The following is a 22,305-nucleotide window of genomic DNA, read 5'->3' as shown; positions in this document are numbered from 1 at the left end:
TGCGAAGCGCCTGATCGGGGGCCCGTTCGGGATCGGTAAGCGTCACAGCCCACCGTAGCGGCGTTGCCGCACGCCAAAGGCCGCAACGGCCTCGGCGAGCGCATCGCCGTCGAAATCGGGCCAGAGCGTGTCGACGAACAGCAGCTCGGCATAAGCCGCCTGCCACAACAGGAAATTCGACAGGCGTTGTTCGCCCGAGGTGCGGATCATCAGGTCGAGCGGGGGAAGATCGCGCGTGTCGAGTTCGCCCTCGACCATCGCCGCGTCGATGCTCGCCGGATCGAGCACCCCGTCGCGCGCGCGTTCCGCCAGGCGGCGGGCGGCGAGCACGAGTTCGGCATGGGCGCCATAGTTGAGTGCGATCGCGAGCAGCGGACCGGTATTGGCCGCGGTCCGCGCGATCGCATCATCGACCATCGCGACCAGATCGGGCGAAAAGGCATGATAGTCGCCGATGACGCGCAAACGGACATTCTCGCGCGTCAGCTCGTCGAGATCGCTGCGGATGAAATGCCGCAGCAACCCCATGAGATCGCTGACTTCCTCTGCAGGACGGCGCCAGTTTTCGGATGAGAACGCATAGAGCGTCAGCGCCTCGATCCCCATCGCGCGCGCCGCGCGGGTGACGTTTCGCACCGCATCGACGCCCGCCTTGTGGCCGGCAAAGCGGGGGAGGAAGCGCTTCTTCGCCCACCGCCCATTCCCGTCCATGATGATCGCGACATGACGCGGCACCGCGCCGCCCCCAGGAACGGCGACGAGCGACGCAGCCTGGGAGGCTCCGGCCGAAGCAGCGCCAAGCGGCCTCACTTGCCCAGGATTTCCTTTTCCTTGGCGCCCGCGGTCGCGTCGAGATCGGCGATCGTGCTGTCGGTGAGTTTCTGCACCTCGACTTCGTGACGCTTGCGCTCGTCCTCGCCGAACACGCCCTTCTTCTCGTCAACCTTCAGCGAATCCATCCCGTCGCGGCGGACGTTACGGACTGCAATGCGGGCCTTTTCAGCATATTGGCCGGCGAGCTTGGCGAGCTCCTTGCGACGCTCCTCGGTCAGATCGGGAATCGGCAGACGCAGCGTCTGACCGTCGACGATCGGGTTGAGACCCAGCCCAGCTGAGCGGATCGCCTTGTCGGTCGGGCCGACATTCGACTTGTCCCAGACCTGCACCGACAGCATCCGCGGCTCAGGCGCCGACACGGTCGCGACCTGGTTGAGCGGCATCGACGAGCCGTAGACCGTGACCATCACCGGATCGAGCAGCGCGGTCGACGCGCGGCCGGTGCGAAGCCCGGCCAGATCATGCTTCAGCGCTTCGACGGCACCCGCCATGCGGCGTTCCAGGTCGCTCTTGTCATACGCTGCCATCTTAACTCTCCTGCTCGTTCTGGACGATCGTCGACACGCCATCACCCGCAAGGACCGCGGCAAGATTGCCGGGTTCGCGGATGTTGAAGACGACGATCGGGATATCATTGTCACGGCACAAAGCGATCGCGCTCGCGTCCATGACCTTGAGGTCCTCGGACAGCACCGTGCTGTACGAGATCGTCTCGTAGCGCGTTGCGTCCGGGTCCTTTTTCGGATCGGCGCTGTAGACGCCGTCGACCGACGTGCCCTTGAACAGCGCGTCGCACTTCATCTCGGCAGCACGCAGCGCGGCGCCCGAATCGGTGGTGAAATAGGGGCTGCCGACACCGGCGGCGAAGATCACGACGCGGCCCTTTTCAAGGTGCCGTTCGGCGCGACGCCGGATGAAAGGTTCGCAGACGCTCGCCATCGGGATCGCCGACTGGACGCGCGTGTCGATGCCGATCTGCTCGAGCGCGTTCTGCACAGCGAGCGCGTTCATCACGGTCGCGAGCATGCCCATATAATCGGCGGTCGCGCGCTCGAAGCCCTTGGCGGCGGCGGCGAGGCCACGGAAGATGTTGCCACCCCCGACGACGATGCAGATCTCATAGCCCTTGGCGCGGACGTCGGCGATCTCGCCGGCGACACGTGCGGTGACGGTGGGATCGATCGAAAGACCGGCGGGTCCCATCAGGACTTCGCCCGACAGTTTGAGCAAAATGCGTTTGAAGCGCGGAGGCGTCATAAATCTCGAATTGTGATTGGCGGGGCGGCGCGGACCTTAGGCGGCGAGGCCGGGGATGTGAAGCGCTGCGACGTGCCTGTGTGGACTCTGAGCGGTCAGGAGACGGAAAATCGTCGACCGCAGGAGGGCGCGCGAGGGGAAATGCCGTCATTTTCGCGGAGATGGAGGCCCGGAAGGGGGTGGCGTCGCGAGCGAACACCGACCGCGAAGGGTCTGGATCCCCGCCTGCGCGGGGATGACGGAGTAGTACGCGGCTACTCCGTGATCCTTCTCCCCTTTGGGAGACGGTGGACCAGCGGGGACGGATGAGGGGCGCGAGGTTCGAGACCTCGCCACTACCCTCACCCTTCCGACGGCCGAGTGGCCGTGGGCCCCTTCCCTCTCCCCGGACGGGAGAGGGAGGGCGTTGTTACGCCTGCGGAACGCCCGAGGCGGCAGCGACTTCGGCGGCGAAGTCGGACTGTTCCTTCTCGATGCCTTCACCGAGCTGGAAGCGGACATAGTCCACCAGCTTGATCTCGGCGCCCGCGTCCTTGCCGGCCTTGGCGACGACGTCGGAGATCTTGGTCTTGCCGTCCATCACGAACAGCTGGCTGACCAGAGCATGCTCCTTGCGGTACTTGGCGATGCCGCCTTCGACCATCTTGGCAATGATATCAGCAGGCTTGCCCGATTCGGCGGCCTTCTCGGTCGCGATCGCGCGCTCACGCTCGATCTCGGCTTCGTCGAGATCGGCTTCGTTCAGCGCCTTCGGGAAAGCGGCGGCGATGTGCATCGCGAGCTGCTTGCCGAGCGTCTGGAGCACTTCGTCCGACGCCTCCGACTCGAGCGCGACGAGCACGCCGATCTTGCCGAGGCCCGGCGATGCCGCGTTGTGGATGTACGGAACGACCGCACCCTTGCTGACTTCGAGCGTGCGCGAACGGCGCAGCGACTGGTTCTCGCCGATCGTCGCGACGTTGTTCGTCAGGACTTCCTCGACGGTCTTGCCCGATGGCATCGCCTGCGTCTTGAGCGAGTCGATGTCGCCACCGGTGGCGAGCGCGATCTGCGTCACGTCACGGACAAACGACTGGAACTGATCGTTCTTTGCGACGAAGTCGGTTTCCGAGTTGACCTCGACCGCAGCACCCTTGGTGCCCGAAACGGCGACGCCGACCAGACCCTCGGCCGCGGTGCGGCTGGACTTCTTGGCGGCGGCGGCGAGACCCTTGGTCCGCAGCCAGTCCATCGCCTGCTCCATGTCGCCGGCGTTCTCGCTGAGCGCCTTCTTGCAGTCCATCATGCCCGCGCCGCTCTTTTCGCGCAGATCCTTGACCATTGCTGCCGTGATATCAGCCATGTCCGTAAATCCTCTTTAGTCTGAATGTAGTTGCGGGCGAGGTAAGGCCAGATGCCCTACCCCGCCCGCATGACGGTTCGGCGACGACGCTTATGCGTCGATCTGGCGCTCACCCTCGGCCGCGAACTCTGCGGCGGTCTCGGCATTCGCCGCGACCTGCGTCGTGTCGGCGGTCGGCTCGACGGTCGGCTCGGCGATCGCCTCTTCCTTCGGCGGCTCGACCATCGCGCCGATGTCGGCACCGGTCCGGCGCTGCTGCTCCTGGCCACCACGAGTCGCTGCGATTGCAATGGCTTCGCAGTAGAGGCGGATGGCGCGGGCGGCGTCGTCGTTCGCGGGCACCGGGAAGGCGATGCCGTCCGGCGAGACGTTCGAATCGAGGATCGCGACGACGGGAATACCCAGCGTGTTGGCTTCCTTGATCGCCAGCTCTTCCTTGTTCGCGTCGATCACGAACATCACGTCGGGAATGCCGCCCATGTCGCGGATGCCGCCGAGCGAAAGCTCGAGCTTGTCCTTCTCGCGGGTGAGCTGGAGCACTTCCTTCTTGGTCAGGCCGACGGTGTCACCCGACAGCATTTCCTCGAGCGTCTTCAGACGCTTGATCGAACCCGAAATGGTCTTCCAGTTGGTGAGCATGCCGCCCAGCCAGCGATGGTTGACGAAGTGCTGGCCTGCGCGACGTGCGGCGTCGGCGACGGGCTCCTGCGCCTGGCGCTTGGTGCCGACGAACAGGACCTTGCCACCACCGGCGACGGCCGACGAGACGAATTCGAGCGCGCGCGCGAAGAGCGGCACGGTCTGCGAGAGGTCGAGGATGTGGACGCCGTTGCGGTCACCGAAGATGTAAGGCTTCATCTTGGGGTTCCAGCGATGCGTCTGGTGACCAAAATGTGCGCCCGTTTCAATGAGCTGCTGCATCGAGACGACTGGTGCCGCCATAGGATATGTCCTTCCGGTTGTGCCTCTGGGAAGCGGATGACGTGCCGGCCGAATGACCGAAACGCACCGGGCTATGATGCCTCCCATGCGGGGTTAGAGGCGCGGCCCTTAGCCGGGGATCGCGCCAAATGCAACGGCTTACCGCCGACTTGACAAAAGAACGCAATAAGAACATAACGGGGCCAGAACAGAACAGAGGTTCGACTCGGCGCAGAATCACCCCGGAACGGCGGTGATCCAAATGCGACGAACGGAACGATGTTTTCGACCGGGTGTTGCGAACCTTAACACAATGTTCGCATTTGCAGGGAAGGCGAGCGGGAAGATGAGCGGGATGATGATAGTGAGCTTCATGGTGTTCTCGGGGTCGTTCGCAGTCGCGACCGCGGTGATCCTGACGTCGATCGCACCGCAATGGTCGCGCATCGTCAGTCTGGCATCGGGCAATGTCGAGCCGGCCTTCGCCCCGCTGCAGACGCTCGCGCGCGCCGAGCGCCGGATCGCGGTCCGCCGCTGGTCTTCGACCGGCATGCCGCAGCCGTCGCAGCGTTGGAATGCCGCCGCCTAAAGTTTGGTGGTTTGACCTGGGTGCCTGATCAACAGGCGCCTTACTGATCCGCTGGCGTGGCCGGCTTGTGGATTACACGGGGTCCGCCGGGGGATCGCCCGCCCCGGGTCAGCAGTCCTGGGGCTCGATCGGCCGGATCAAAGACCCGGCTTGGCGGACGTTTCGCCGCTACGAACGCCGGCGCGCTGGCGGCGGACCTTGGCATAGCTGGCGATGCTGAACGGCATCGACACGATATAGAGAAGGCAGATGAGGCTGAGCGTGTGCCACGGGGCGCTGACGAGCGCGGCACCGAGCAGGACGACGAGCGCGATCGCCTCGAACCGGACGTTGCGACGCAGCTTGAGCGAACTCCACGACCAGGTCGCGATGCTCGACACCATCAGCAGCGCGACGAACGCGATCCAGGGTGCGACGATATAGGGCGAGGCAAAGCGCGGTTCGTCGGTCCAGAACCAGAAGAACATCGGCATGAGCGCGAGCCCTGCGCCGGCGGGCGCGGGAACACCGGTCAGGAAGCCCGCGGATTTGTGCGGCTGATGGCTCTCATCGATCTTGGCGTTGAAGCGCGCGAGGCGGAGCGCGCAGAACACGGCGAAGATCAGCGCGCAGATCCACCCCATCCGCGGCAGCGCGGCGAGCGACCAGAGATAGACGATCAGTGCAGGGGCGACCCCGAAGGAGATCGCATCGGAGAGCGAATCGAGTTCCGCACCGAACCGGCTCTCGCCGTGGAGCATGCGCGCGATCCGGCCGTCGAGCCCGTCGAGCACGCCCGCGACCATGATCATCGCGACCGCGCTTTCCCATTGGCCGCCGATCGCGAACCGGACGCCGCTGAGCCCCGAGCACAGGGCGAGCGCGGTGACCGCGTTGGGTGCCACCGCGCGGAGCGGCAGGCCGCGGCGCGGCCGGCGCGCCCGTATCGCGCGGCCCGCCGCCTGCGACTCGTCGGCGCGGCTGGCGGATCCGTAAGACGTCCCGTCCCGATCGTTCACCGAACCCTCATTCAAACGACCATCATGCTCTGGTCGATCATTCGAAGGACCATCGATCGAAGGACCATCGATCACTGGGCAATGCCGCCAACGGGCACGCCGCCGACACGGCCGAGCACGGTCTCGCCAGCGATGCTGCGCTGGCCGAGACAGACCTGGGGGACGACATGATCGGGGAGATAGACATCGACGCGGCTGCCGAATCGGATGAGCCCGATCCGCTGGCCGACCGCGACCATGTCGCCCGCCTTGACGAAGCCCAGGATGCGGCGCGCGACGAGCCCGGCGATCTGGGTGAAGCCGATCCGCATGCCGTTGCGATCCTCGACGACGAAATGCTGGCGCTCGTTTTCCTCGGACGCCTTGTCGAGATCGGCGTTGAGGAACTTGCCCGAGATATAGACGACCTGGCGGATCGTGCCCGCGATCGGCGTGCGGTTGATGTGCACGTCGAACACCGACATGAAGATCGACACGCGCACCAGCGGCGCGTCGCCCAGACCATTCTCGCCGGCGAGTTCGCGCGGGATAGGGACGCGCTGGATCATCGTGATCAGCCCGTCGGCGGGGGCGACGATCAGCCCCTCGCCCTGCGGCGTGGTGCGGACGGGGTCGCGGAAGAAGGTCGCGACCCAGATCACGACGCCGACCATCGGCCAGAACAGCACATGGCTGAGCATCGTCAGCAGCAATGTGATGCCGGTCGCGATGGCGACGTATTTATAGCCTTCCGGATGGACTGCGGGAAATCGCCATTTGACCGTGGAGGTCGTGACGGGCGGCTTGTCGAGCGATGCCATAGCGTGCGGGTCTATCCGTGCCGGACGCGCGATACAACGATGAACAGCCTTTTCGCGACAGGACCGGGGGTTGCGCGAGGTTGCTCGAGGTTGCCTCGGGCGACATTTGGTCGTCGATCGGCGCGCGCCCGACGGTTGATCGGCGGGGCCGGCTCCCCTAGACGCTCCCCCAACCCCCTCCCCCGAAGGACGATATATGGCGAAGATCAAGGTTAAGAATCCGATCGTGGAGATCGACGGCGACGAGATGACCCGGATCATCTGGGAATGGATCCGCGAGCGCCTGATCAAGCCGTATCTCGACATCCAGCTCGATTATTACGATCTCGGCGTCGAGCATCGCGACGCGACCGACGACCAGGTGACGATCGACAGCGCGCTCGCCACGCAGAAGCACGGCGTCGCGGTCAAGTGCGCGACGATCACGCCCGACGAGCAGCGCGTGACCGAATTCGGCCTGAAGAAGATGTGGAAGTCGCCCAACGGCACGATCCGCAACATCCTGGGCGGGACGATCTTCCGCGAGCCGATCGTGATCAAGAACGTCCCCCGCCTGATCCCGGGCTGGACCCACCCGATCGTCGTCGGCCGCCATGCGTTCGGCGATCAGTATCGCGCGACCGATTTCCTCGTCCCCGGCCCCGGCAAGCTGCGCCTGGTGTTCGAAGGCGATGACGGCGCGACGATCGACCGCGAAGTGTTCCAGTTCCCGTCGGCGGGCGTCGCAATGGCGATGTACAATCTCGACGACTCGATCCGCGACTTCGCGCGTGCGTCGATGCATTACGGCCTGAACCTGAAATGGCCGGTGTACCTGTCGACCAAGAACACGATCCTGAAGGCCTATGACGGCCGCTTCAAGGACCTCTTCGCAGAGGTTTTCGAGAGCGAATTCAAGGACAAGTTCAAGGAAGCGGGCATCGTCTACGAGCATCGCCTGATCGACGACATGGTCGCATCGGCGCTGAAGTGGAACGGCGAGTTCGTGTGGGCGTGCAAGAACTATGACGGCGACGTCCAGTCGGACCAGGTCGCGCAGGGCTTCGGCTCGCTGGGCCTCATGACCTCGATCCTGCTGACCCCGGACGGCAAGACCGTCGAGGCCGAGGCCGCGCACGGCACGGTCACGCGTCACTTCCGCATGCACGAGCAGGGCAAGGCGACCTCGACCAACCCGATCGCGTCGATCTTCGCCTGGACCGGTGGCCTCAAGTATCGCGGCAAGTTTGACGACACGCCCGACGTGACGAAGTTCGCCGAGACGCTCGAGCGCGTCTGCGTCCAGACGGTCGAGAACGGCCACATGACCAAGGATCTCGCGATCCTGATCGGGCCGGACCAGCCCTGGATGACGACCGAGCAGTTCTTCGAGCAGGTCCGCTCGAACCTCGAAGCCGAAATGGCCAACTGGGCCTGACGGACGGCCCCTCCCGGAAACGGGAGGGGCCTTTTTTTTGGGTGCGGGGTCTCGGCTTTTCGCTGCTTCGGTCTGCGCCAGTCCCCCCCTGCCACCGCGCGCGCGGCTCCGTCATCCTGACGAAAGTCAGGACCCAGGGTTACGGACCGTGCGCTGCTTGGCTCTGGATCCTGACTTTCGTCAGGATGACGATTGGGGGTAGGGCGTGGGTAGCTGCTGACGGGCGCTGCCGGGCTTTGCACAGCTTTGGTCCGCGCTGGTCAATCGCTTCCCGCTCCGCGGCCCTGCCCCTGCACCCCGCCCCGCCGTCATCCTGACGAAAGTCAGGATCCAGGGTTACGGGCGGTGCGCTGCTTGGCTCTGGGTCCTGACTTTCGTCAGGATGACGAGTGGAGGTGGTGTCGGTGTTCCATACCCGGCATTGCTCGGCTGGGCCCGCCTCGACCTAACCCAGCCCGGCTCGCCCCCCCCCCACGCCCGCCGCTCTCAGGAACGCGAACCGCGCGGGCGGTGGGGCGATATTATTCCCTGACGAATCGGGGAGGCGTCGCCTAAGGTCGGGGGATGGCATTACGGCTCGACAATCAGGGTTTCAGCGACACACTCGTCATTCTCGGGGCGGCGGGGCTGGTGATTCCGGCGTTTGCGCGGTTCAGGGTCAGTCCGGTGATCGGGTTCATCCTGGTCGGGCTGCTGGTCGGGCCGGCGGGGCTGGGTTCGCTTACCGGGGCGGTGCCGTGGCTTTATTACCTGACGATCTCCAACCCCGAGGCGATCGAGCCGTTCGCCGAGTTCGGGATCATCCTGCTGCTGTTCTCGATCGGGCTCGAGCTGTCGTTCCGACGGCTCTGGTCGATGAAGCGGCTGGTGTTCGGGACCGGGGCGGCCGAGCTGATCGGGTCGGCGATGATCATCGCGGTCGCGCTGCATTTCATCGGCCAAGGCTGGGCGGGCGCGATCGGGCTGGGCTTTGCGCTGGCGCTGTCGTCGACCGCGCTGGTGCTGCCGCTGGTCGGGACGACCGGCGCGGTCGGGCGCGGGGCGTTTGCGATGCTGCTGTTCGAGGATCTGGCACTGGTGCCGCTGATCTTCGTGCTGGGCGCCCTCGCCCCGACCGCGACCGCGGACGGGTGGAGCAATCTGGCAGGCGTGGCGCTGCGCGGCGCGGCCACGGTCGTTGCGATGTATGTCGGCGGGCGGCTGATCCTGCCGCGGCTGTTCGGGCAGGCGGCGCGGACCAAGAGCCCCGAACTGTTCCTGGCGGCGTCGCTGCTGGTGGTGATCGTGGCGAGCGTGGCGACGACCGCGGCGGGGCTGTCGCCGATCGTCGGCGCGCTGCTCGCCGGGCTGCTGATCGCGGAAACCGAATATCACAGCGAGGTCGAGGTGATCACCGCGCCGTTCAAGGGGCTGGCGCTGGGCGTGTTCCTGATCACGGTGGGGATGAGCCTCGACCTGCGGCTGATCGCGCAGAACTGGCCGTCGCTTCTGCTCGCGGTGACGGGGGTGGTGGCGACCAAGGCGGTCGTGACGTTCCTGTTCCTGCGCGTCGCCAATTCGCGGCGCGGGGTGGCGGCGGAGACCGGGCTGCTGATGGGGAGCCCGTCCGAGACGACGCTGATTGTGCTGGCGACCGCGGCGCAGGCGCAGCTGATTTTGCCATCGACCGCGAGCTTCTGGCAGACGGTGACCGCGATCGGACTGACGATCACGCCGCTGCTCGCCAAGCTCGGGCGCACCGTGTCGCGTCAGCTGGAAAGCCGGTCGACCGCGGATGCGGGCGACGTCGAGATCGACGAGGAGGGTCCGGGGACGGTGGTGATCGGCTTCGGCCGGGTCGGGCGGATGGTCGCGGACATGCTCGCGGTGCACGGCCAGCGCTATGTCGCGGTCGAGGCGGATATCGATTCGGTCGAGGCCGCGCGGGCGCAGGGGCATCCGGTGCTGTTCGGCGACGTCGCGCGGCTCGAGCTGGTCGACCGGCTGAAGCTGGATACCGCCAAGGCGCTGATCCTGACGATGGACGACCCGGTGCTGACGGTGCGGCTGGCGCGGCGGGTGCGGCTGCTGGCGCCCAATTTGCCGATCGTCGCGCGCGCGCGCGATACCGCGCATGCCGCCGAGCTGTACCGCGCCGGGGTGACCGACGCGGTGCCGGAGACGCTGGAAAGCTCGCTGCAGCTGGCGGAGGCGGTGCTGGTCGACCTGGGCGTCGCGATGGGGCCGGTGATCGCGTCGATCCACGAGAAGCGCGACGAACTGCGGCAGGAGATCAAGGCGGCGGCGGACATGCTGGTCGAGCCGCGGGTCCGCAAGGCCAAGCGGACGCCGCGGAAGGTTTAAGGGGCGTCAGGCGTCGGTGAGGGTGAAGGCCCTGAACCGTTCGCGCAGTGCGGTTTTCAGGAGTTTGCCCGTTGCGGTGTGGGGCAGTTCGTCGACGAAGACGATCGCGTCGGGGAGCCACCATTTGGCGACGTGCCGGGCCAGGTGATCGCGGATCGCGGTGTCGGTGACGGTGCTGCCGGGTTTGCGGACGACGATCAGCAATGGCCTCTCATCCCATTTGGGATGGTGGATGCCGATCGCCGCGGCCTCCGCGACGCCGGGGCAGCCGATCGCGGCATTTTCGAGATCGACCGAGCTGATCCATTCGCCGCCCGACTTGATGACGTCCTTCGACCGGTCGGTGATCTGCATCGTGCCGTCGGTGTGGAGCATCGCGACGTCGCCGGTGTCGAACCAGCCCTCCGCATCGACCGCGTCGCTGTCCGCGCCGAAATAGCGCTGCACCACCCAGGGCCCGCGGACCTGGAGCGAGCCGGCGATCGAGCCGTCGCGCGGCAGCACCTGCCCCTGATCGTCGACGATGCGCAGTTCGATGCCGAAGGGGACGCTGCCCTGTTTGGTGACGAGATCGAGCTTTTCGTCATGCGTCATCATGTCCCAGTGCGGCGGCGCGAAGCCCGCGGTGCCGATCGGCGAGGTCTCGGTCATGCCCCAGAGATGCTTGACGGACGCGCCCATGGTCATGATCCGGTCGATCATCGCGCGCGGTGCCGCGGCGCCGCCGATCGTCACCAGCTTCAGATGCTCGGGCGCCTCGCCAGTCGCGTCGATATGTCCGAACAGCGCGAGCCAGACGGTCGGCACGCCCGCCGAATGCGTCACATGCTCCTGGTTCATCAGCCGGCACAGCACGCCCGGATCGTTGATCGCCGAATAGACCACCTTCGCCCCCGACAGCGCGCAGGCGAAGGGCAGCCCCCAGGCGGCGGCGTGGAACATCGGCACGACCGGCAGCACGACCGCGCTGGGGGACAGATCGAACACCCAGGGCGCGACCTCCGCCATCGCGTGGATCAGCGTCGATCGGTGCGTGTAGAGCACCCCCTTCGGATTGCCGGTGGTGCCGCTGGTATAGCAGAGCATGCACGGATCGCGCTCCGGCCCCTCGACCCAGGCATAGTCGCCATCCTGCTCGTCGAGCAGCGCGCGAAAGCCGTCGGGGCCGAGATCGTCGAAACAGACATAGTGGCGCACGCTCGACCATTGGCCGCGCAGCCGGTCGACGATCGGCTGGAAGGCCTTGTCGTAGAGCATCACGCGGTCTTCGGCGTGGTTGGCGATATAGACGAGCTGTTCGTCGAACAGCCGCGGGTTGATCGTGTGGATCACCCCGCCCATCCCGATCGTGCCGTACCAGGCGATCAGGTGGTGTGCGTGGTTCATCGCAAGCGTCGCGACGCGGTCACCCGGACGGACACCAAGCTTCTCAAGTGCTTGCGCGAGTTTCTTCGCGTCACGTGCGATGCCGGACCAGTCGGTGCGGGTCTCGCGGCCGTCGGCCCAGTAGCTGACGATCTCGCGGCGGCCATGTTCGCGCGCGGCATGGTCGATCAGCCGGGGGACGCGAAGCTCGAAGTCCTGCATTCCACCCAGCATCGTCGCTCTCCCAAGCTGTTATCCGACGAGAGCCAGCCGCGTTTCCGAGGTCTTGAGCTCCACCTTTGTCACACCGTGCAACGACTCGATGTGCTCTGCAAGCTCGCCGTCGAGCAGGAAATCGCGGCCGAGCAGGATGCTGACCTCGCCGTCGGGGAGCATCGCGCGGACCCGCACCTCGCCGCGCGCGCCACGGTGATCGGCGAGCAAAGACGCGAGCCCGGCGAAGGCGGCCATGTCCGAGATCGTCACGACGACCTGGAAGCGCGCGATGTTGGCGAGCCCCTCGAACGGCTGGATCCGCTTGATGCTGACGCGCGGCGTGTCCTCGCCGGGCTTGCGGTCGAGCTCGACGGTGATGAGGCCGCAGCCGCCGGCCTTGGCGGCGTCCTCCAGATCCTTCGAGACCTGATCGTCGAAGCACGTCGCCATGAACTGGCCGCTGGCGTCCGAGCATTGCGCCATCATGAAGCGCTTGCCGCGCGCGGAGGTGCGGTAGCGCGCATCCTCGACCAGCACCGCCATCGTCGCGCCGGCGCGGCTGCCGTCGTCGGGAATGTTGAGCTCCGACAAGGCGGTATAGGCGCGCGCGCCGTGGCTGTTGGCGATGTGGCGGTGGCGGTCGACCGGGTGCGCGGAGAAGTAGAAGCCGAACGCCTCCTTCTCCTGATCCATCCGCTGGCTGAGCGTCCAGCGGACCGAGGGCGGCAGCTTGATCGCGTCGCCCGCGGGTTCCGCATCGCCGAACAGACCGCCCTGCCCGCTGGTCTTGGCGGCGTGGGTGCGGGCGGCGATCGCGAGGATCGTCTCGGCAGTGGCGTGGATCCCGGCGCGGTTGGGCTCGAAGGCGTCGAACGCGCCCGCGGCGGCGAGCGTCTCGAGCTGGCGCTTGTTGAGCAGGCGCGGGTCGACGCGCTTGGCGAGATCGTCGAGCCCGGCAAACGGGCCGTTCTGGACGCGCTCGACGATGAGCTTCTCCATCGCGCCTTCGCCGACCGACTTGAGCGCGCCGAGCGCGTAGCGGACCGCGGGTTCGCCGTCCTTCACCTCGACGTCGAACTCGGCCTGGCTGGCGTTGATGCAGGGCGGCAGCGTGGCGATGCCTAGGCGGCGCATGTCGTCGGTGAAGATCGCGAGCTTATCGGTCTGGTGCAGATCGTAGCACATCGAGGCGGCGAAGAATTCGTGCGGGTGATGCGCCTTCAGCCACGCGGTCTGGTAGGCGAGCAGCGCATAGGCGGCGGCGTGGCTCTTGTTGAAGCCGTAGCCCGCAAACTTGTCGATCAAGTCGAACAGCTCGTTGGCCTTGGCCTTGGGGATATTGTTCACCTTGGCGCAGCCTTCGACGAAGATCGCGCGCTGCGCGTCCATCTCGGCCTTGATCTTCTTGCCCATCGCGCGGCGCAGCAGATCGGCGCCGCCGAGCGAGAAGCCCGCGAGGATCTGCGCGGCCTGCATGACCTGTTCCTGGTAGACGAAGATCCCGTAGGTCTCCGACAGGATCGATTCGAGCGCGGGGTGCGGATATTCGATCGTCTCGGTGCCGTTCTTACGCCTGCCGAACGACGGGATATTGTCCATCGGGCCCGGTCGGTAGAGCGAGACGAGCGCGATGATGTCGCCGAAGTTCGACGGGCGGACCGCGGACAGCGTGCGGCGCATGCCCTCCGATTCGAGCTGGAACACGCCGACCGTGTCGCCCTTCTGGAGCAGCGCGTAGACGCCGGCATCGTCCCATTCGAGCGCGTCGAGATCGACCTTTATCCCGCGCTTGGCGAGCAATTGCACGCCCTTCTGGAGCACCGAGAGCGTCTTGAGGCCGAGAAAGTCGAACTTCACGAGGCCCGCACCCTCGACATATTTCATGTCGAACTGCGTGACGGGCATGTCCGAGCGCGGATCGCGGTAGAGGGGGACGAGCTGTGCGAGCGGGCGGTCGCCGATCACCACGCCGGCGGCGTGCGTCGACGAGTGGCGCGGCAGGCCCTCCAGCTTCATCGCCAGATCGAGCAGCTTTCGCACGCCATTGTCGTTGGCATATTCCTTGGCGAGCTCGCCGACGCCGTTCAGCGCGCGCTCGAGCGTCCAGGGATCGGTCGGGTGGTTGGGGACGAGCTTTGCCAGCCGGTCGATCTGGCCATAGCTCATCTGGAGCACGCGGCCGGTGTCCTTCAGCACCGCGCGCGCCTTCAGCTTTCCGAAGGTGATGATCTGCGCGACCTGATCGCGGCCGTATTTCTCCTGGACGTAGCGGATCACCTCGCCGCGGCGGGTTTCGCAGAAGTCGATGTCGAAATCGGGCATCGACACGCGTTCCGGGTTCAGGAAGCGCTCGAACAGGAGTCCCAGCTTGATCGGATCGAGATCGGTGATCGTCAGCGCCCAGGCGACGACCGAGCCTGCGCCCGAGCCACGGCCGGGACCAACCGGAATGTCGTGGTCCTTCGCCCATTTGATGAAGTCGGCGACGATCAGGAAATAGCCGGGAAAGCCCATCTGGACGATGACGTCGACCTCGAAGGCGAGGCGCGCACGATAGACGTCGCGCCAGCCGTCCTCGGCCTCTCCGTGCAGCTCGGTGATGCGCGCGAGACGCTTTTCGAGCCCGGCCTCGGCATCGTCGCGGAGCAGCTTGGCCTCGCCCTCGATATCGCCGGCGAGGCTGGGGAGGATCGGCTTGCGATAGGGCGCCATGACCGCGCAGCGCTGGGCTACGACGAGCGTGTTGGCGATCGCCTCGGGCAGGTCGGCGAACATCTCGTGCATCACCAGCGCGGGCTTCATCCACGCTTCGGGGCAACTGCGGATGCGGTCCTCGGTCTCGACATAGGTCGAATGCGCGATGCAGAGCATGGCGTCGTGCGCGTCGCCGAACGCGCTCTCGGTGAAGCAGCACGGGTTGGTCGCGACCAGCGGCAGGTTGCGGTCGTAGGCGATGTCGATCAGCGCGTCCTCGGCGGCGATCTCGGTCGCGTCGCCGCGGCGTGAGAGCTCGATGTAGAGGCGGTCGCCGAACAGGTGCTGGAGGCGATCGAGATAGGCGCGGGCGCGGTCGGGCTGGCCCTCCGCGAACAGCCGGGCGAGACCGCCCTCGCCGCCCGCGGTCAGCGCGATCAGCCCGTCGGCATGGCGTTCGAGCGCGGCGAAATCGACATGCGCGGGCATCTCGATCGGGCGGTCGAGATGCGCCATCGAGACGAGCGCGCAGAGATTGTCATAGCCCTTCGCGTTCTGCGCATAGAGCGCGATCCAGTCGAACGGGGTGGCGATGCCGTCGGGCATGTCGGGGCGGCTGAGGCCGAGCATCACGCCGATGACCGGCTGGACGCCATCCTTCTTGGCGGCGTCCGAATAGGCCATCGCGGCGTAGAGCCCGTTGCGGTCGGTCAGCGCGGCGGCGGGGAAGCCGAGCGCGCGCGCCTGCTTGGCGATCGCCTTGGGATCGATCGCGCCGTCGAGCATGGTGTAGCAGGAAAAGACGCGGAGCGGGACGTAACCGGAATGCATGGGTGAGAGGTAGGCGTTGCGGCGTGATTCGACCAGACGCGATGGCGTGGGGTGCGGGGTGGGACGCGATGAGTTGAGTCTGTGTGTGTGGGTTTTTGGTTCGAGGCTGTTCTCCCGCGAAGGCGGGAGGCCAGTCTGGGCCCCCGCCTTCGCGGGGGAACAGTCTTTTGGTGCGGGTGCTGCCCAAAACTACCACCCCGGCGGAGGCCGGGGCCCAGTTGGGGGACGTTGCTGACTGAGGTCTGCGCTGCGTTACTGTGGCCTTTCCAACTGGGCCCCGGCCTTCGCCGGGGTGGTCCGGAAGGGGGCGGGAGTCCGGGCTGGGTCCCTGCCTTTGCGGGGGATCAGTCTTTTGGTGCGGGTGCTGCCCAAAACTACCACCCCGGCGGAGGCCGGGGCCCAGTTGGGGGACGTTGCTGACTGAGGTCTGCGCTTCGTTACTGTGGCCTTTCCAACTGGGCCCCGGCCTTCGCCGGGGTGGTAGGAAAGGAGGTGGGAGTCCGGGCGGGGTCCCTGCCTTTGCGGGGGGAACAGTCTTGTGGTGCGGGTGCTGCCCACAAGCACCACCCCGGCGGAGGCCGGGGCCCAGTTGGGGGACGTTGCTGACCGAGGTCTGCGCTTCGTTACTGTGGCCTTTCCAACTGGGCCCCGGCCTTCGCCGGGGTGGTGGTAAGGGCGGGTTAGAGCAGTTTTTCGATGTCGGTGCGGATGTCGGCGGGTTTGGTGGTTGGGGCGTAGCGGTCGACCACTTTCCCCGCGCGGTCGATCAGGAACTTGGTGAAGTTCCATTTGATCGCCTTCGAGCCGAGCACGCCGGGGGCGTCGGATTTGAGGCGGTCGAACAGCGGGTCCGCCTCGCCGCCGTTGACGTCGACCTTGGCGAAAACGGGGAAGGTCACGTCGTAGGTGAGCGTGCAGAAGTTCGCGATCTCCGCCGCGTCGCCGGGTTCCTGCGCGCCGAACTGGTTGCAGGGGAAGGCGAGCACCTCGAAGCCGCGATCGGCATAGTCGCGGTGGAGCGCCTCGAGCCCCTCATATTGCGGGGTGAAGCCGCATTTGGAGGCGGTGTTGACGATCAGCAGCACCTTGCCGGCATAGGCCGCGAGCGACGCGGGGGTGCCGTTGGCGGCCTTCACGGTGAAGTCGGTGATGGTCATGCGCGGTCCTCGTGTCGGGCGAGCAGATAGGTCAGGTTCTGACGGACGCCGGGCCATTCGTGCGCCAAAATGCTGTAGACGATGGTGTCGCGCAAGCGGCCGTCCTCCATCACCTGATGCCCGCGCAGTACGCCGTCGCGTTTCGCGCCGAGCCGCTCGATCGCGGCCTGTGAGCGTTTGTTAAGGCTGTCGGTGCGGATCTGGACGCATTCGCAGCCGAGCGTCTCGAACGCGTGGGTCAGCAGCATCCGCTTGGCCTCGGTATTGACGCCGGTGCGCTGGACCGCGGTGGCGTAGAAGGTGCCGCCGATCTCGAGCCGCTTGTTGGCCGCGCTCATCCGCATGAAGCGGGTGCTGCCGCGGACGATGCCGTCGACGACCACCGCAAAGACCCGCGCGCGGCCAAAGTCCTGCTGCTCGAACGCCGCCGCGAGCCAGCGATCGGGCGCCTTCATCAGCGCGACATTGGCGTAGAACAGGTCCCACAGGTCGTCTGCGGAAGCAGCGGCGACCAGCGCGGCCTTGTCCGCCGCGACCAGCGGGCGGAGCGTGACGTGACGCCCGACGAGCGTCGGTGTCGCGTCCCAGCTCAAGCCAGCCGGCCCTCGTGCAGCCGGAACACGCGGTCCATCCGCGCGGCGAGGCGTTCGTTGTGGGTCGCGACCAGCGCCGCTGTGCCCTGTTCGCGGACCAGCCGGACGAATTCGGCAAAGACGATGTCGGCGGTATGCTCGTCGAGATTGCCGGTCGGCTCGTCCGCCAGCACGAGCGCGGGCTTGTTGGCGAGCGCGCGCGCGACCGCGACACGCTGCTGCTCGCCGCCCGAGAGCTGGCTGGGGCGGTGCGTGAGGCGGTGGCCGAGCCCGAGCTGGGTCAGGAGTTCGGCCGCACGCGCATCCGCCTGCGCGCGCGTCGCGCCGTGGACGAGCTGTGGCAGGACGACATTCTCGGTCGCGTTGAAATCGGGGAGGAGGTGGTGGAACTGATAGACGAAGCCGAGGCTGTCGCGGCGCACCACCGTGCGCTCGTGCGCGTTGAGCTTCGACGCCTCGGTGCCGGCGATCTTGATCGATCCCTGGAAGCCACCTTCCAGCAGTCCGACCGCCTGGAGCAGGGTCGACTTGCCCGAGCCCGAGGGGCCGAGCAGCGCGACGATCTCGCCCGGTGCGATTCCGAGGTCGATGCCGCGCAGCACGTCGATCGTCGCGCCGCCCTGCGTGAAGCTTTTGGTCAGACCGCTGGTCTGCAGGACATAGTCGTACGCCTGCGCGCTGCGCCGCTCGATCGGAAGGCCATTATTCATAACGCAGCACCTGCACAGGGTCGGTACTCGCCGCCTTCCAGGCCGGATAGAGCGTCGCGAGGAAGCTGAAGATCAGCGCCATCAGCGCGATCACGATAATCTCGACCGGATCGGTCTTCGACGGGAGTTCGGTCAGATAGCGGATCGAGGGATCCCAGAGATTCTGCCCCGTCACAAGCTGGACGAAGTTCACCACGCCCTGCCGGTAGAACAGGAAGACGAAGCCGAGCCCGAGCCCGGCAAGCGTGCCGAGCGCGCCGATCGTCGTGCCGACGACGATGAAGATCCGCATCAGCCCGCCGCGCGTCGCGCCCATCGTCCGCAGGATCGCGATGTCGCGCGTCTTGGCGCGGACCAGCATGATCAGCGAGGACAGGATGTTGAACACCGCGACGAGGATGATGATCGACAGCACGGTGAACATCGCGACACGCTCGACCGCCAAGGCCTCGAACAGCTGGGCGTTCATCGTCCGCCAGTCCTGGATGACTGCGCGGCCGCCGATCTTCTCGGCGAGCGGCCGCAGGATCTCGCCGACCTTGTCCGCATCGACGGTCTTCAGCTCGACCATGCCCGCGGCGTCGCCCATCAGGAGGAGCGTCTGCGCATCCTCGATCGGCATGATGATATACGCCTTGTCATAGTCATAGACGCCGATCTCGAAGATCGCGCCGACCTTGTAGCTGACGATGCGGGGGACGGTGCCGAACGGCGTGGTCTGGCCCTGCGGGCTGAACAGCGAGATGTCCGAGCCGACCTGCGCGCCGAGCGACTCGGCGAGCCGCGAGCCGATCGCGATCCGGCCGGACCCTTGCGTGATCGACTGGAGCGATCCCATCAGCACCTTGTCCTGGATCGTCGAGTTGCGGCGGATGTCGTCGACGCGCATGCCGCGGACGAGCACCGCCTCCGCGCGGCCGTTATAGGTGGCGGCGAGCGGCTGTTCGATCAGCGGTACCGCGCTGGTAACGCCGGGGGTGGCGCGCGCCTGTGCGACGATCTCGCGCCAGTCGGGCATCCGGCCGCCGAGCGGCTGGACCACCGCATGGCCGTTGAGCCCGACGATCTTGTCGAACAGCTCGGCGCGGAAGCCGTTCATCACGCTCATCACAATGACGAGCGCGGCGACGCCGAGCATGACGGCGACCAGGCTGATCGAGGCGACGAGGAAGATGAACGCCTCGCCCTTGCCCGGCAGCAAATAGCGCCGGGCGATCATCCGTTCATAGCGTGACAGGATCATGGGTGCGGGGGTTCGATCGTTAGAAGAGATGTCCATCGGCTCTAGGACGCGGCCCCGCGCGAGGCAACCATGGCCGCGTCTGGATTGGTCTGTTGCGGATTCGACACAGCCCCCTGCCAATCGTGTGGCGCGCCCCGCAAACAGGGTGACAAACACCACGCAATTACTTAGCAAAAACCTCGCTGAGACACAGGCAACGGCCGTGGTTCGGGGAATGCTTTGACGCCGCACCGAAGGTGCAGAGCGGAAGCGACAAAATGGGGGCTGACGAGCGATCGTCACGCAGGCGCCCGGATCGGAAACGGTCCGGGCGTTTGCTTGTCCGGGGCATTTTCCTTACAACGAATACACTATTCGCCGTTCCCGGAACCCCCGAAGTGCAACAGGCACCGGACGAAGAGTGGGAGCTTCCAATTCTCACCCTTCGCCCGGATCTCTCTTTATAGCAGATAGAGTAGAGCAGCGTTTGTGAACCGTATCAGAACGAGCGCGAGATCGTGACGCCGTAAGTCCGCGGATCGCCCGGCTGGCCGACGACCAGCCCCGTGCTGCCCGATTGCAGCGCGAGCAATTCGTAATAATCCTTGGCGAAGACGTTGCGGACCCAGCCGAAGACGTTCAGCCGGTCCTCGCCGCGGAACCCCAGCCGGACATTGCCGAGCGCATAGCCCTTGATGTCGGTATAGGCCGAGGCGGACGGGTTGGACGAGAAGGTCGAGCGGTAGCTGCCGTCATAGCCGAGATAGACCTGGCCATCGAGACCGCCGATCCGCGCGGGCAGGTCGTATTCCGCGCCGTAGGAAAAGGCCCATTTCGAGATGCCCGGCAGGCGCTGGCCCGAAATGTCGCAGTTTGCGGGGCTGATCCCGCCCGGGGTTCCTGCCGGGCTTGGGCTCTGGCCCGCGGTGGCGGTGGTGCCGCCCGACAGCTCGGGCGGGCATGGCGCATCGACGAAGCGGACATATTTCGCGTCGGTATAGGCGCCGTTGACGTAGAGGTTGAAGCGCGACGTCGGGCGGAACGCCGAGTCGAATTCGAACCCGCGCGTCCGCACCTTGCCCGCATTCGCCAGATAGCCGCGCAGAACCCCAAGCTGGCCGTTGGTGACGGTCGCCTGGTAATCGTTGATCTCGGTCCAGAAGCCCGCGAGGTTGAGCGTCACGCGGCGGTCGAGGAACTGGGTCTTGAGGCCGAGTTCGTAATGGTTGACCGTCTCGGGCTTGACCGTCGCGGAGGCAAGGATCGGGTTGTTCGCGCCGTCGAGCGGGAGCCCCGACAGGTTGATGCCGCCCGACTTGTAGCTGCGCGCATAGGTCGCATAGGCGTGGATGTCCTGGGCGACGTCATAGGCGAGCGTCGCGTCGCCCGACACGTTCCAGTCGTCGAAGGCGGGGGTGTAGACCTGGGGCGCTAGCGTGCTGCACCGGTCGCGGGTGACCGAGCTGGCTGCCTGCGCGGGCGTCGAGCAGTTGAGTACCGCCCCTGCCCCCGCCCCCGTCCCTGTCGTCACGACCGAGACATAGGAGCCGGTCTTCCTGTCGTAATTGACGCGCAGGCCGGGGGCGAAGGAGAGGGTGTCGGCGATGTGCCAAGTCACCTTGCCGAACCCGGCCGCCGACGTGTTCTTGAAGCCGATCGTGTTGGTCGCGGTCAGGCCGTCGAGCACCGCGGGGTTGGACGCGTTCGCGCTGGTCGGGTTGAGCAGATAGCGGCTCGCGGCGGCGCCCTGGACCTGGAGCCCCTGCGTGTCGATCGTCTGGTGGAAGTAGAACAGCCCGGCGACGTAATCGACCGTGTTGCGGCCGTTCGACGAGAGGCGGACCTCCTGGCTGACCTGTTCCTGCTGCGACGGGTTGGCCGAGACCGAGGTGATCGGCAGACCGATGAAGTCGCGGTCGTTCGACGGCTTCCAGTCCCAGATGCGCCATGCCGAGACCGAGGTCAGCGATACGGGTCCGAGATCCCATTCTGCGAGCAATGCGGCGCCGCCGAGTTCCTGGCGTGCGCGCAGCGGGGTGTCGAGATCGGTCACGCGGTCGAACGCGTCGCGCGACGGCGGGGTGTAGTTGAGCGCGGCGGCGAGCGCGTCATATTGCCGCGACACGGGCCGCTGCGTGGTGCCGACGCGTGCGAAGATCTGCGCGCAACAATCGGGGTTCTGGTGATTATAGTCGCCAGACAGCGTGAGATCGAGATTGCCGGTCGCGTGCCAGAAGAGCTGGCCGCGCAGGCTCTGATTGTCCTGCGCGTTGACGTCCTTGCCGGTGCGGAGATTGCGGATCGTGCCGTCGCGCCGGGTGATCGACGAGGACAGCCGGATCGCGAGCCGGTCGTCGACGAGCGGGCCCGACACCGACGCCTTGGCCTGGACGAAGCGGAGATTGCCGGTGGTGAGCTCGATCCGCGCCTCGGGGGTGAAGCTGGGCTTGCGCGTGTAGATGTTGATCGCGCCCGCGGTGGTGTTCTTGCCGTAGAGCGTACCCTGCGGCCCGCGCAGGATCTCGATCCGTTCGGTGTCGGTGAAGTCGAACGTCGCCGACGCGATGCGGCTGTAATAGACCTGGTCGACATAGATGCCGACACCCTGTTCGATGCCGTCATTGGTGAGGCCGAACGGCGCGCCGAGCCCGCGGATGTTGGCGGCGGAGTTGCGCGGGTTGGTCGAGTAGAATTGCAGCGTCGGCTGAAGCTGCGTGATGCGGTTGACGTTGTACGCGCCGGTGTCGGCGATCGCGTGGCCGCCGATCACCGACATCGCGATCGGCACGCTCTGGATCGTCTCGGCACGGCGGCGCGCGGTGACGACGATGTCTCCCCCGCCCTGCTGTGCCGCGCCGAGTCGGCCGGTGTCGCGCTGTGTGTCCTGCGGCGCGGGTGCGGCCTGATCGGCGGGTGCCGGCAGCGGTGATGCGGCCGCCTGTGCGGCGACCAGCATCGCGAAAATATGGGCCATGATCGTCTCCCTTGAACCTTGGCGCTAAAAATCCATTGA

Annotated in this window: 17 protein-coding genes; 3 read left to right on the top strand and 14 right to left on the bottom strand. The window is 66.4% G+C overall.

All coding sequences use genetic code 11. The features are described from left to right. Positions 1 to 42: 42 nt before the first annotated feature. The 5 genes from IFS44_RS10725 to rpsB all read right to left on the bottom strand — a co-directional run bounded on the left by IFS44_RS10725 (position 43) and on the right by rpsB (position 4,378). Positions 43 to 810 (bottom strand): isoprenyl transferase, encoded by a 768-nt coding sequence (locus IFS44_RS10725; RefSeq protein WP_042466469.1) that lies wholly within the window; start codon positions 808 to 810, stop codon positions 43 to 45. Then, positions 807 to 1,364 (bottom strand): ribosome recycling factor, encoded by a 558-nt coding sequence (gene frr, locus IFS44_RS10720; RefSeq protein ID WP_031394213.1) that lies wholly within the window; start codon positions 1,362 to 1,364, stop codon positions 807 to 809. Before frr ends, IFS44_RS10725 begins: the two co-directional genes overlap by 4 nt. Before the next feature lies 1 nt (position 1,365). Further along, complete coding sequence (gene pyrH, locus IFS44_RS10715; RefSeq protein ID WP_031394212.1) at positions 1,366 to 2,094, bottom strand: UMP kinase; 729 nt, start codon at positions 2,092 to 2,094, stop codon at positions 1,366 to 1,368. A gap of 409 nt (positions 2,095 to 2,503) precedes the next feature. Then, positions 2,504 to 3,436 (bottom strand): translation elongation factor Ts, encoded by a 933-nt coding sequence (gene tsf, locus IFS44_RS10710; protein ID WP_031439366.1) that lies wholly within the window; start codon positions 3,434 to 3,436, stop codon positions 2,504 to 2,506. A 90-nt stretch (positions 3,437 to 3,526) separates the two neighbouring features. Then, entirely contained in the window at positions 3,527 to 4,378 is an 852-nt protein-coding gene (gene rpsB, locus IFS44_RS10705; protein WP_031394210.1) for a 30S ribosomal protein S2, read from the bottom strand. A gap of 325 nt (positions 4,379 to 4,703) precedes the next feature. Here rpsB and IFS44_RS10700 point away from each other — a divergent pair, with 325 nt between their 5' ends. Beyond that, positions 4,704 to 4,946: a hypothetical protein gene (locus IFS44_RS10700; RefSeq protein ID WP_235188269.1), complete on the top strand. Its 243-nt coding sequence runs from the start codon at positions 4,704 to 4,706 to the stop codon at positions 4,944 to 4,946. Between the two features lie 137 nt (positions 4,947 to 5,083). On the opposite strand, the gene pssA is transcribed toward IFS44_RS10700, so the two are convergent. Further along, positions 5,084 to 5,872, bottom strand: a complete 789-nt coding sequence (gene pssA, locus IFS44_RS10695; RefSeq protein WP_051916385.1) for a CDP-diacylglycerol--serine O-phosphatidyltransferase — start codon at positions 5,870 to 5,872, stop codon at positions 5,084 to 5,086. Between the two features lie 143 nt (positions 5,873 to 6,015). Further along, positions 6,016 to 6,744 carry a phosphatidylserine decarboxylase gene (locus IFS44_RS10690; RefSeq protein ID WP_031440639.1) on the bottom strand — a complete coding sequence of 243 codons (729 nt, stop codon included), beginning with the start codon at positions 6,742 to 6,744 and terminating at the stop codon, positions 6,016 to 6,018. Between the two features lie 196 nt (positions 6,745 to 6,940). Here IFS44_RS10690 and IFS44_RS10685 point away from each other — a divergent pair, with 196 nt between their 5' ends. Then, complete coding sequence (locus IFS44_RS10685; RefSeq protein WP_031394019.1) at positions 6,941 to 8,161, top strand: NADP-dependent isocitrate dehydrogenase; 1,221 nt, start codon at positions 6,941 to 6,943, stop codon at positions 8,159 to 8,161. A 564-nt stretch (positions 8,162 to 8,725) separates the two neighbouring features. Continuing rightward, positions 8,726 to 10,504, top strand: coding sequence for a cation:proton antiporter domain-containing protein (locus tag IFS44_RS10680; protein WP_037528646.1), 1,779 nt, complete (start codon positions 8,726 to 8,728; stop codon positions 10,502 to 10,504). Positions 10,505 to 10,510: 6 nt separating this feature from the next. Here the strand turns inward: IFS44_RS10680 and IFS44_RS10675 are convergent, their stop codons facing one another. The 7 genes from IFS44_RS10675 to IFS44_RS10645 form a co-directional block, all read right to left on the bottom strand. Further along, positions 10,511 to 12,103, bottom strand: a complete 1,593-nt coding sequence (locus tag IFS44_RS10675; RefSeq protein ID WP_192098420.1) for a long-chain fatty acid--CoA ligase — start codon at positions 12,101 to 12,103, stop codon at positions 10,511 to 10,513. An 18-nt stretch (positions 12,104 to 12,121) separates the two neighbouring features. Then, on the bottom strand, positions 12,122 to 15,610 hold the full coding sequence (gene dnaE, locus IFS44_RS10670) for a DNA polymerase III subunit alpha (RefSeq protein ID WP_192098419.1): 3,489 nt from the start codon (positions 15,608 to 15,610) through the stop codon (positions 12,122 to 12,124). 680 nt (positions 15,611 to 16,290) lie between these two features. Further along, positions 16,291 to 16,767 carry a glutathione peroxidase gene (locus IFS44_RS10665; protein ID WP_183935409.1) on the bottom strand — a complete coding sequence of 159 codons (477 nt, stop codon included), beginning with the start codon at positions 16,765 to 16,767 and terminating at the stop codon, positions 16,291 to 16,293. After that, entirely contained in the window at positions 16,764 to 17,360 is a 597-nt protein-coding gene (locus IFS44_RS10660) for a GNAT family N-acetyltransferase (RefSeq protein ID WP_192098418.1), read from the bottom strand. The genes IFS44_RS10665 and IFS44_RS10660 overlap by 4 nt, the downstream gene beginning before the upstream one ends. Continuing rightward, positions 17,357 to 18,070: an ABC transporter ATP-binding protein gene (locus tag IFS44_RS10655; protein ID WP_042467156.1), complete on the bottom strand. Its 714-nt coding sequence runs from the start codon at positions 18,068 to 18,070 to the stop codon at positions 17,357 to 17,359. The genes IFS44_RS10660 and IFS44_RS10655 overlap by 4 nt, the downstream gene beginning before the upstream one ends. Beyond that, entirely contained in the window at positions 18,063 to 19,313 is a 1,251-nt protein-coding gene (locus IFS44_RS10650) for a lipoprotein-releasing ABC transporter permease subunit (protein WP_031396032.1), read from the bottom strand. Before IFS44_RS10650 ends, IFS44_RS10655 begins: the two co-directional genes overlap by 8 nt. Before the next feature lie 478 nt (positions 19,314 to 19,791). Next, positions 19,792 to 22,266 (bottom strand): TonB-dependent receptor, encoded by a 2,475-nt coding sequence (locus IFS44_RS10645; RefSeq protein ID WP_192098417.1) that lies wholly within the window; start codon positions 22,264 to 22,266, stop codon positions 19,792 to 19,794. Between the last annotated feature and the right edge of the window lie 39 nt (positions 22,267 to 22,305).

Origin of the sequence: Sphingomonas sp. CFBP 13706, from assembly GCF_014842355.1 — a bacterium.
GTDB lineage: Bacteria > Pseudomonadota > Alphaproteobacteria > Sphingomonadales > Sphingomonadaceae > Sphingomonas > Sphingomonas aerolata.
Note: the sequence above shows the minus strand (reverse complement) of the source record. Positions and strands in the feature narration are given on the sequence as shown.

Bases quoted from the DNA above. Each gene is read 5' to 3' on its own strand.
- frr (WP_031394213.1), bottom strand. From the start codon at position 1,364: ATGGCAGCGTATGACAAGAGCGACCTGGAACGCCGCATGGCGGGTGCC.
- pyrH (WP_031394212.1), bottom strand. From the start codon at position 2,094: ATGACGCCTCCGCGCTTCAAACGCATTTTGCTCAAACTGTCGGGCGAA.
- tsf (WP_031439366.1), bottom strand. From the start codon at position 3,436: ATGGCTGATATCACGGCAGCAATGGTCAAGGATCTGCGCGAAAAGAGC.
- rpsB (WP_031394210.1), bottom strand. From the start codon at position 4,378: ATGGCGGCACCAGTCGTCTCGATGCAGCAGCTCATTGAAACGGGCGCA.
- IFS44_RS10700 (WP_235188269.1), top strand. From the start codon at position 4,704: ATGAGCGGGATGATGATAGTGAGCTTCATGGTGTTCTCGGGGTCGTTC.
- IFS44_RS10690 (WP_031440639.1), bottom strand. From the start codon at position 6,744: ATGGCATCGCTCGACAAGCCGCCCGTCACGACCTCCACGGTCAAATGG.
- IFS44_RS10685 (WP_031394019.1), top strand. From the start codon at position 6,941: ATGGCGAAGATCAAGGTTAAGAATCCGATCGTGGAGATCGACGGCGAC.
- IFS44_RS10680 (WP_037528646.1), top strand. From the start codon at position 8,726: ATGGCATTACGGCTCGACAATCAGGGTTTCAGCGACACACTCGTCATT.
- IFS44_RS10675 (WP_192098420.1), bottom strand. From the start codon at position 12,103: ATGCTGGGTGGAATGCAGGACTTCGAGCTTCGCGTCCCCCGGCTGATC.
- dnaE (WP_192098419.1), bottom strand. From the start codon at position 15,610: ATGCATTCCGGTTACGTCCCGCTCCGCGTCTTTTCCTGCTACACCATG.
- IFS44_RS10665 (WP_183935409.1), bottom strand. From the start codon at position 16,767: ATGACCATCACCGACTTCACCGTGAAGGCCGCCAACGGCACCCCCGCG.
- IFS44_RS10655 (WP_042467156.1), bottom strand. From the start codon at position 18,070: ATGAATAATGGCCTTCCGATCGAGCGGCGCAGCGCGCAGGCGTACGAC.
- IFS44_RS10650 (WP_031396032.1), bottom strand. From the start codon at position 19,313: ATGATCCTGTCACGCTATGAACGGATGATCGCCCGGCGCTATTTGCTG.
- IFS44_RS10645 (WP_192098417.1), bottom strand. From the start codon at position 22,266: ATGGCCCATATTTTCGCGATGCTGGTCGCCGCACAGGCGGCCGCATCA.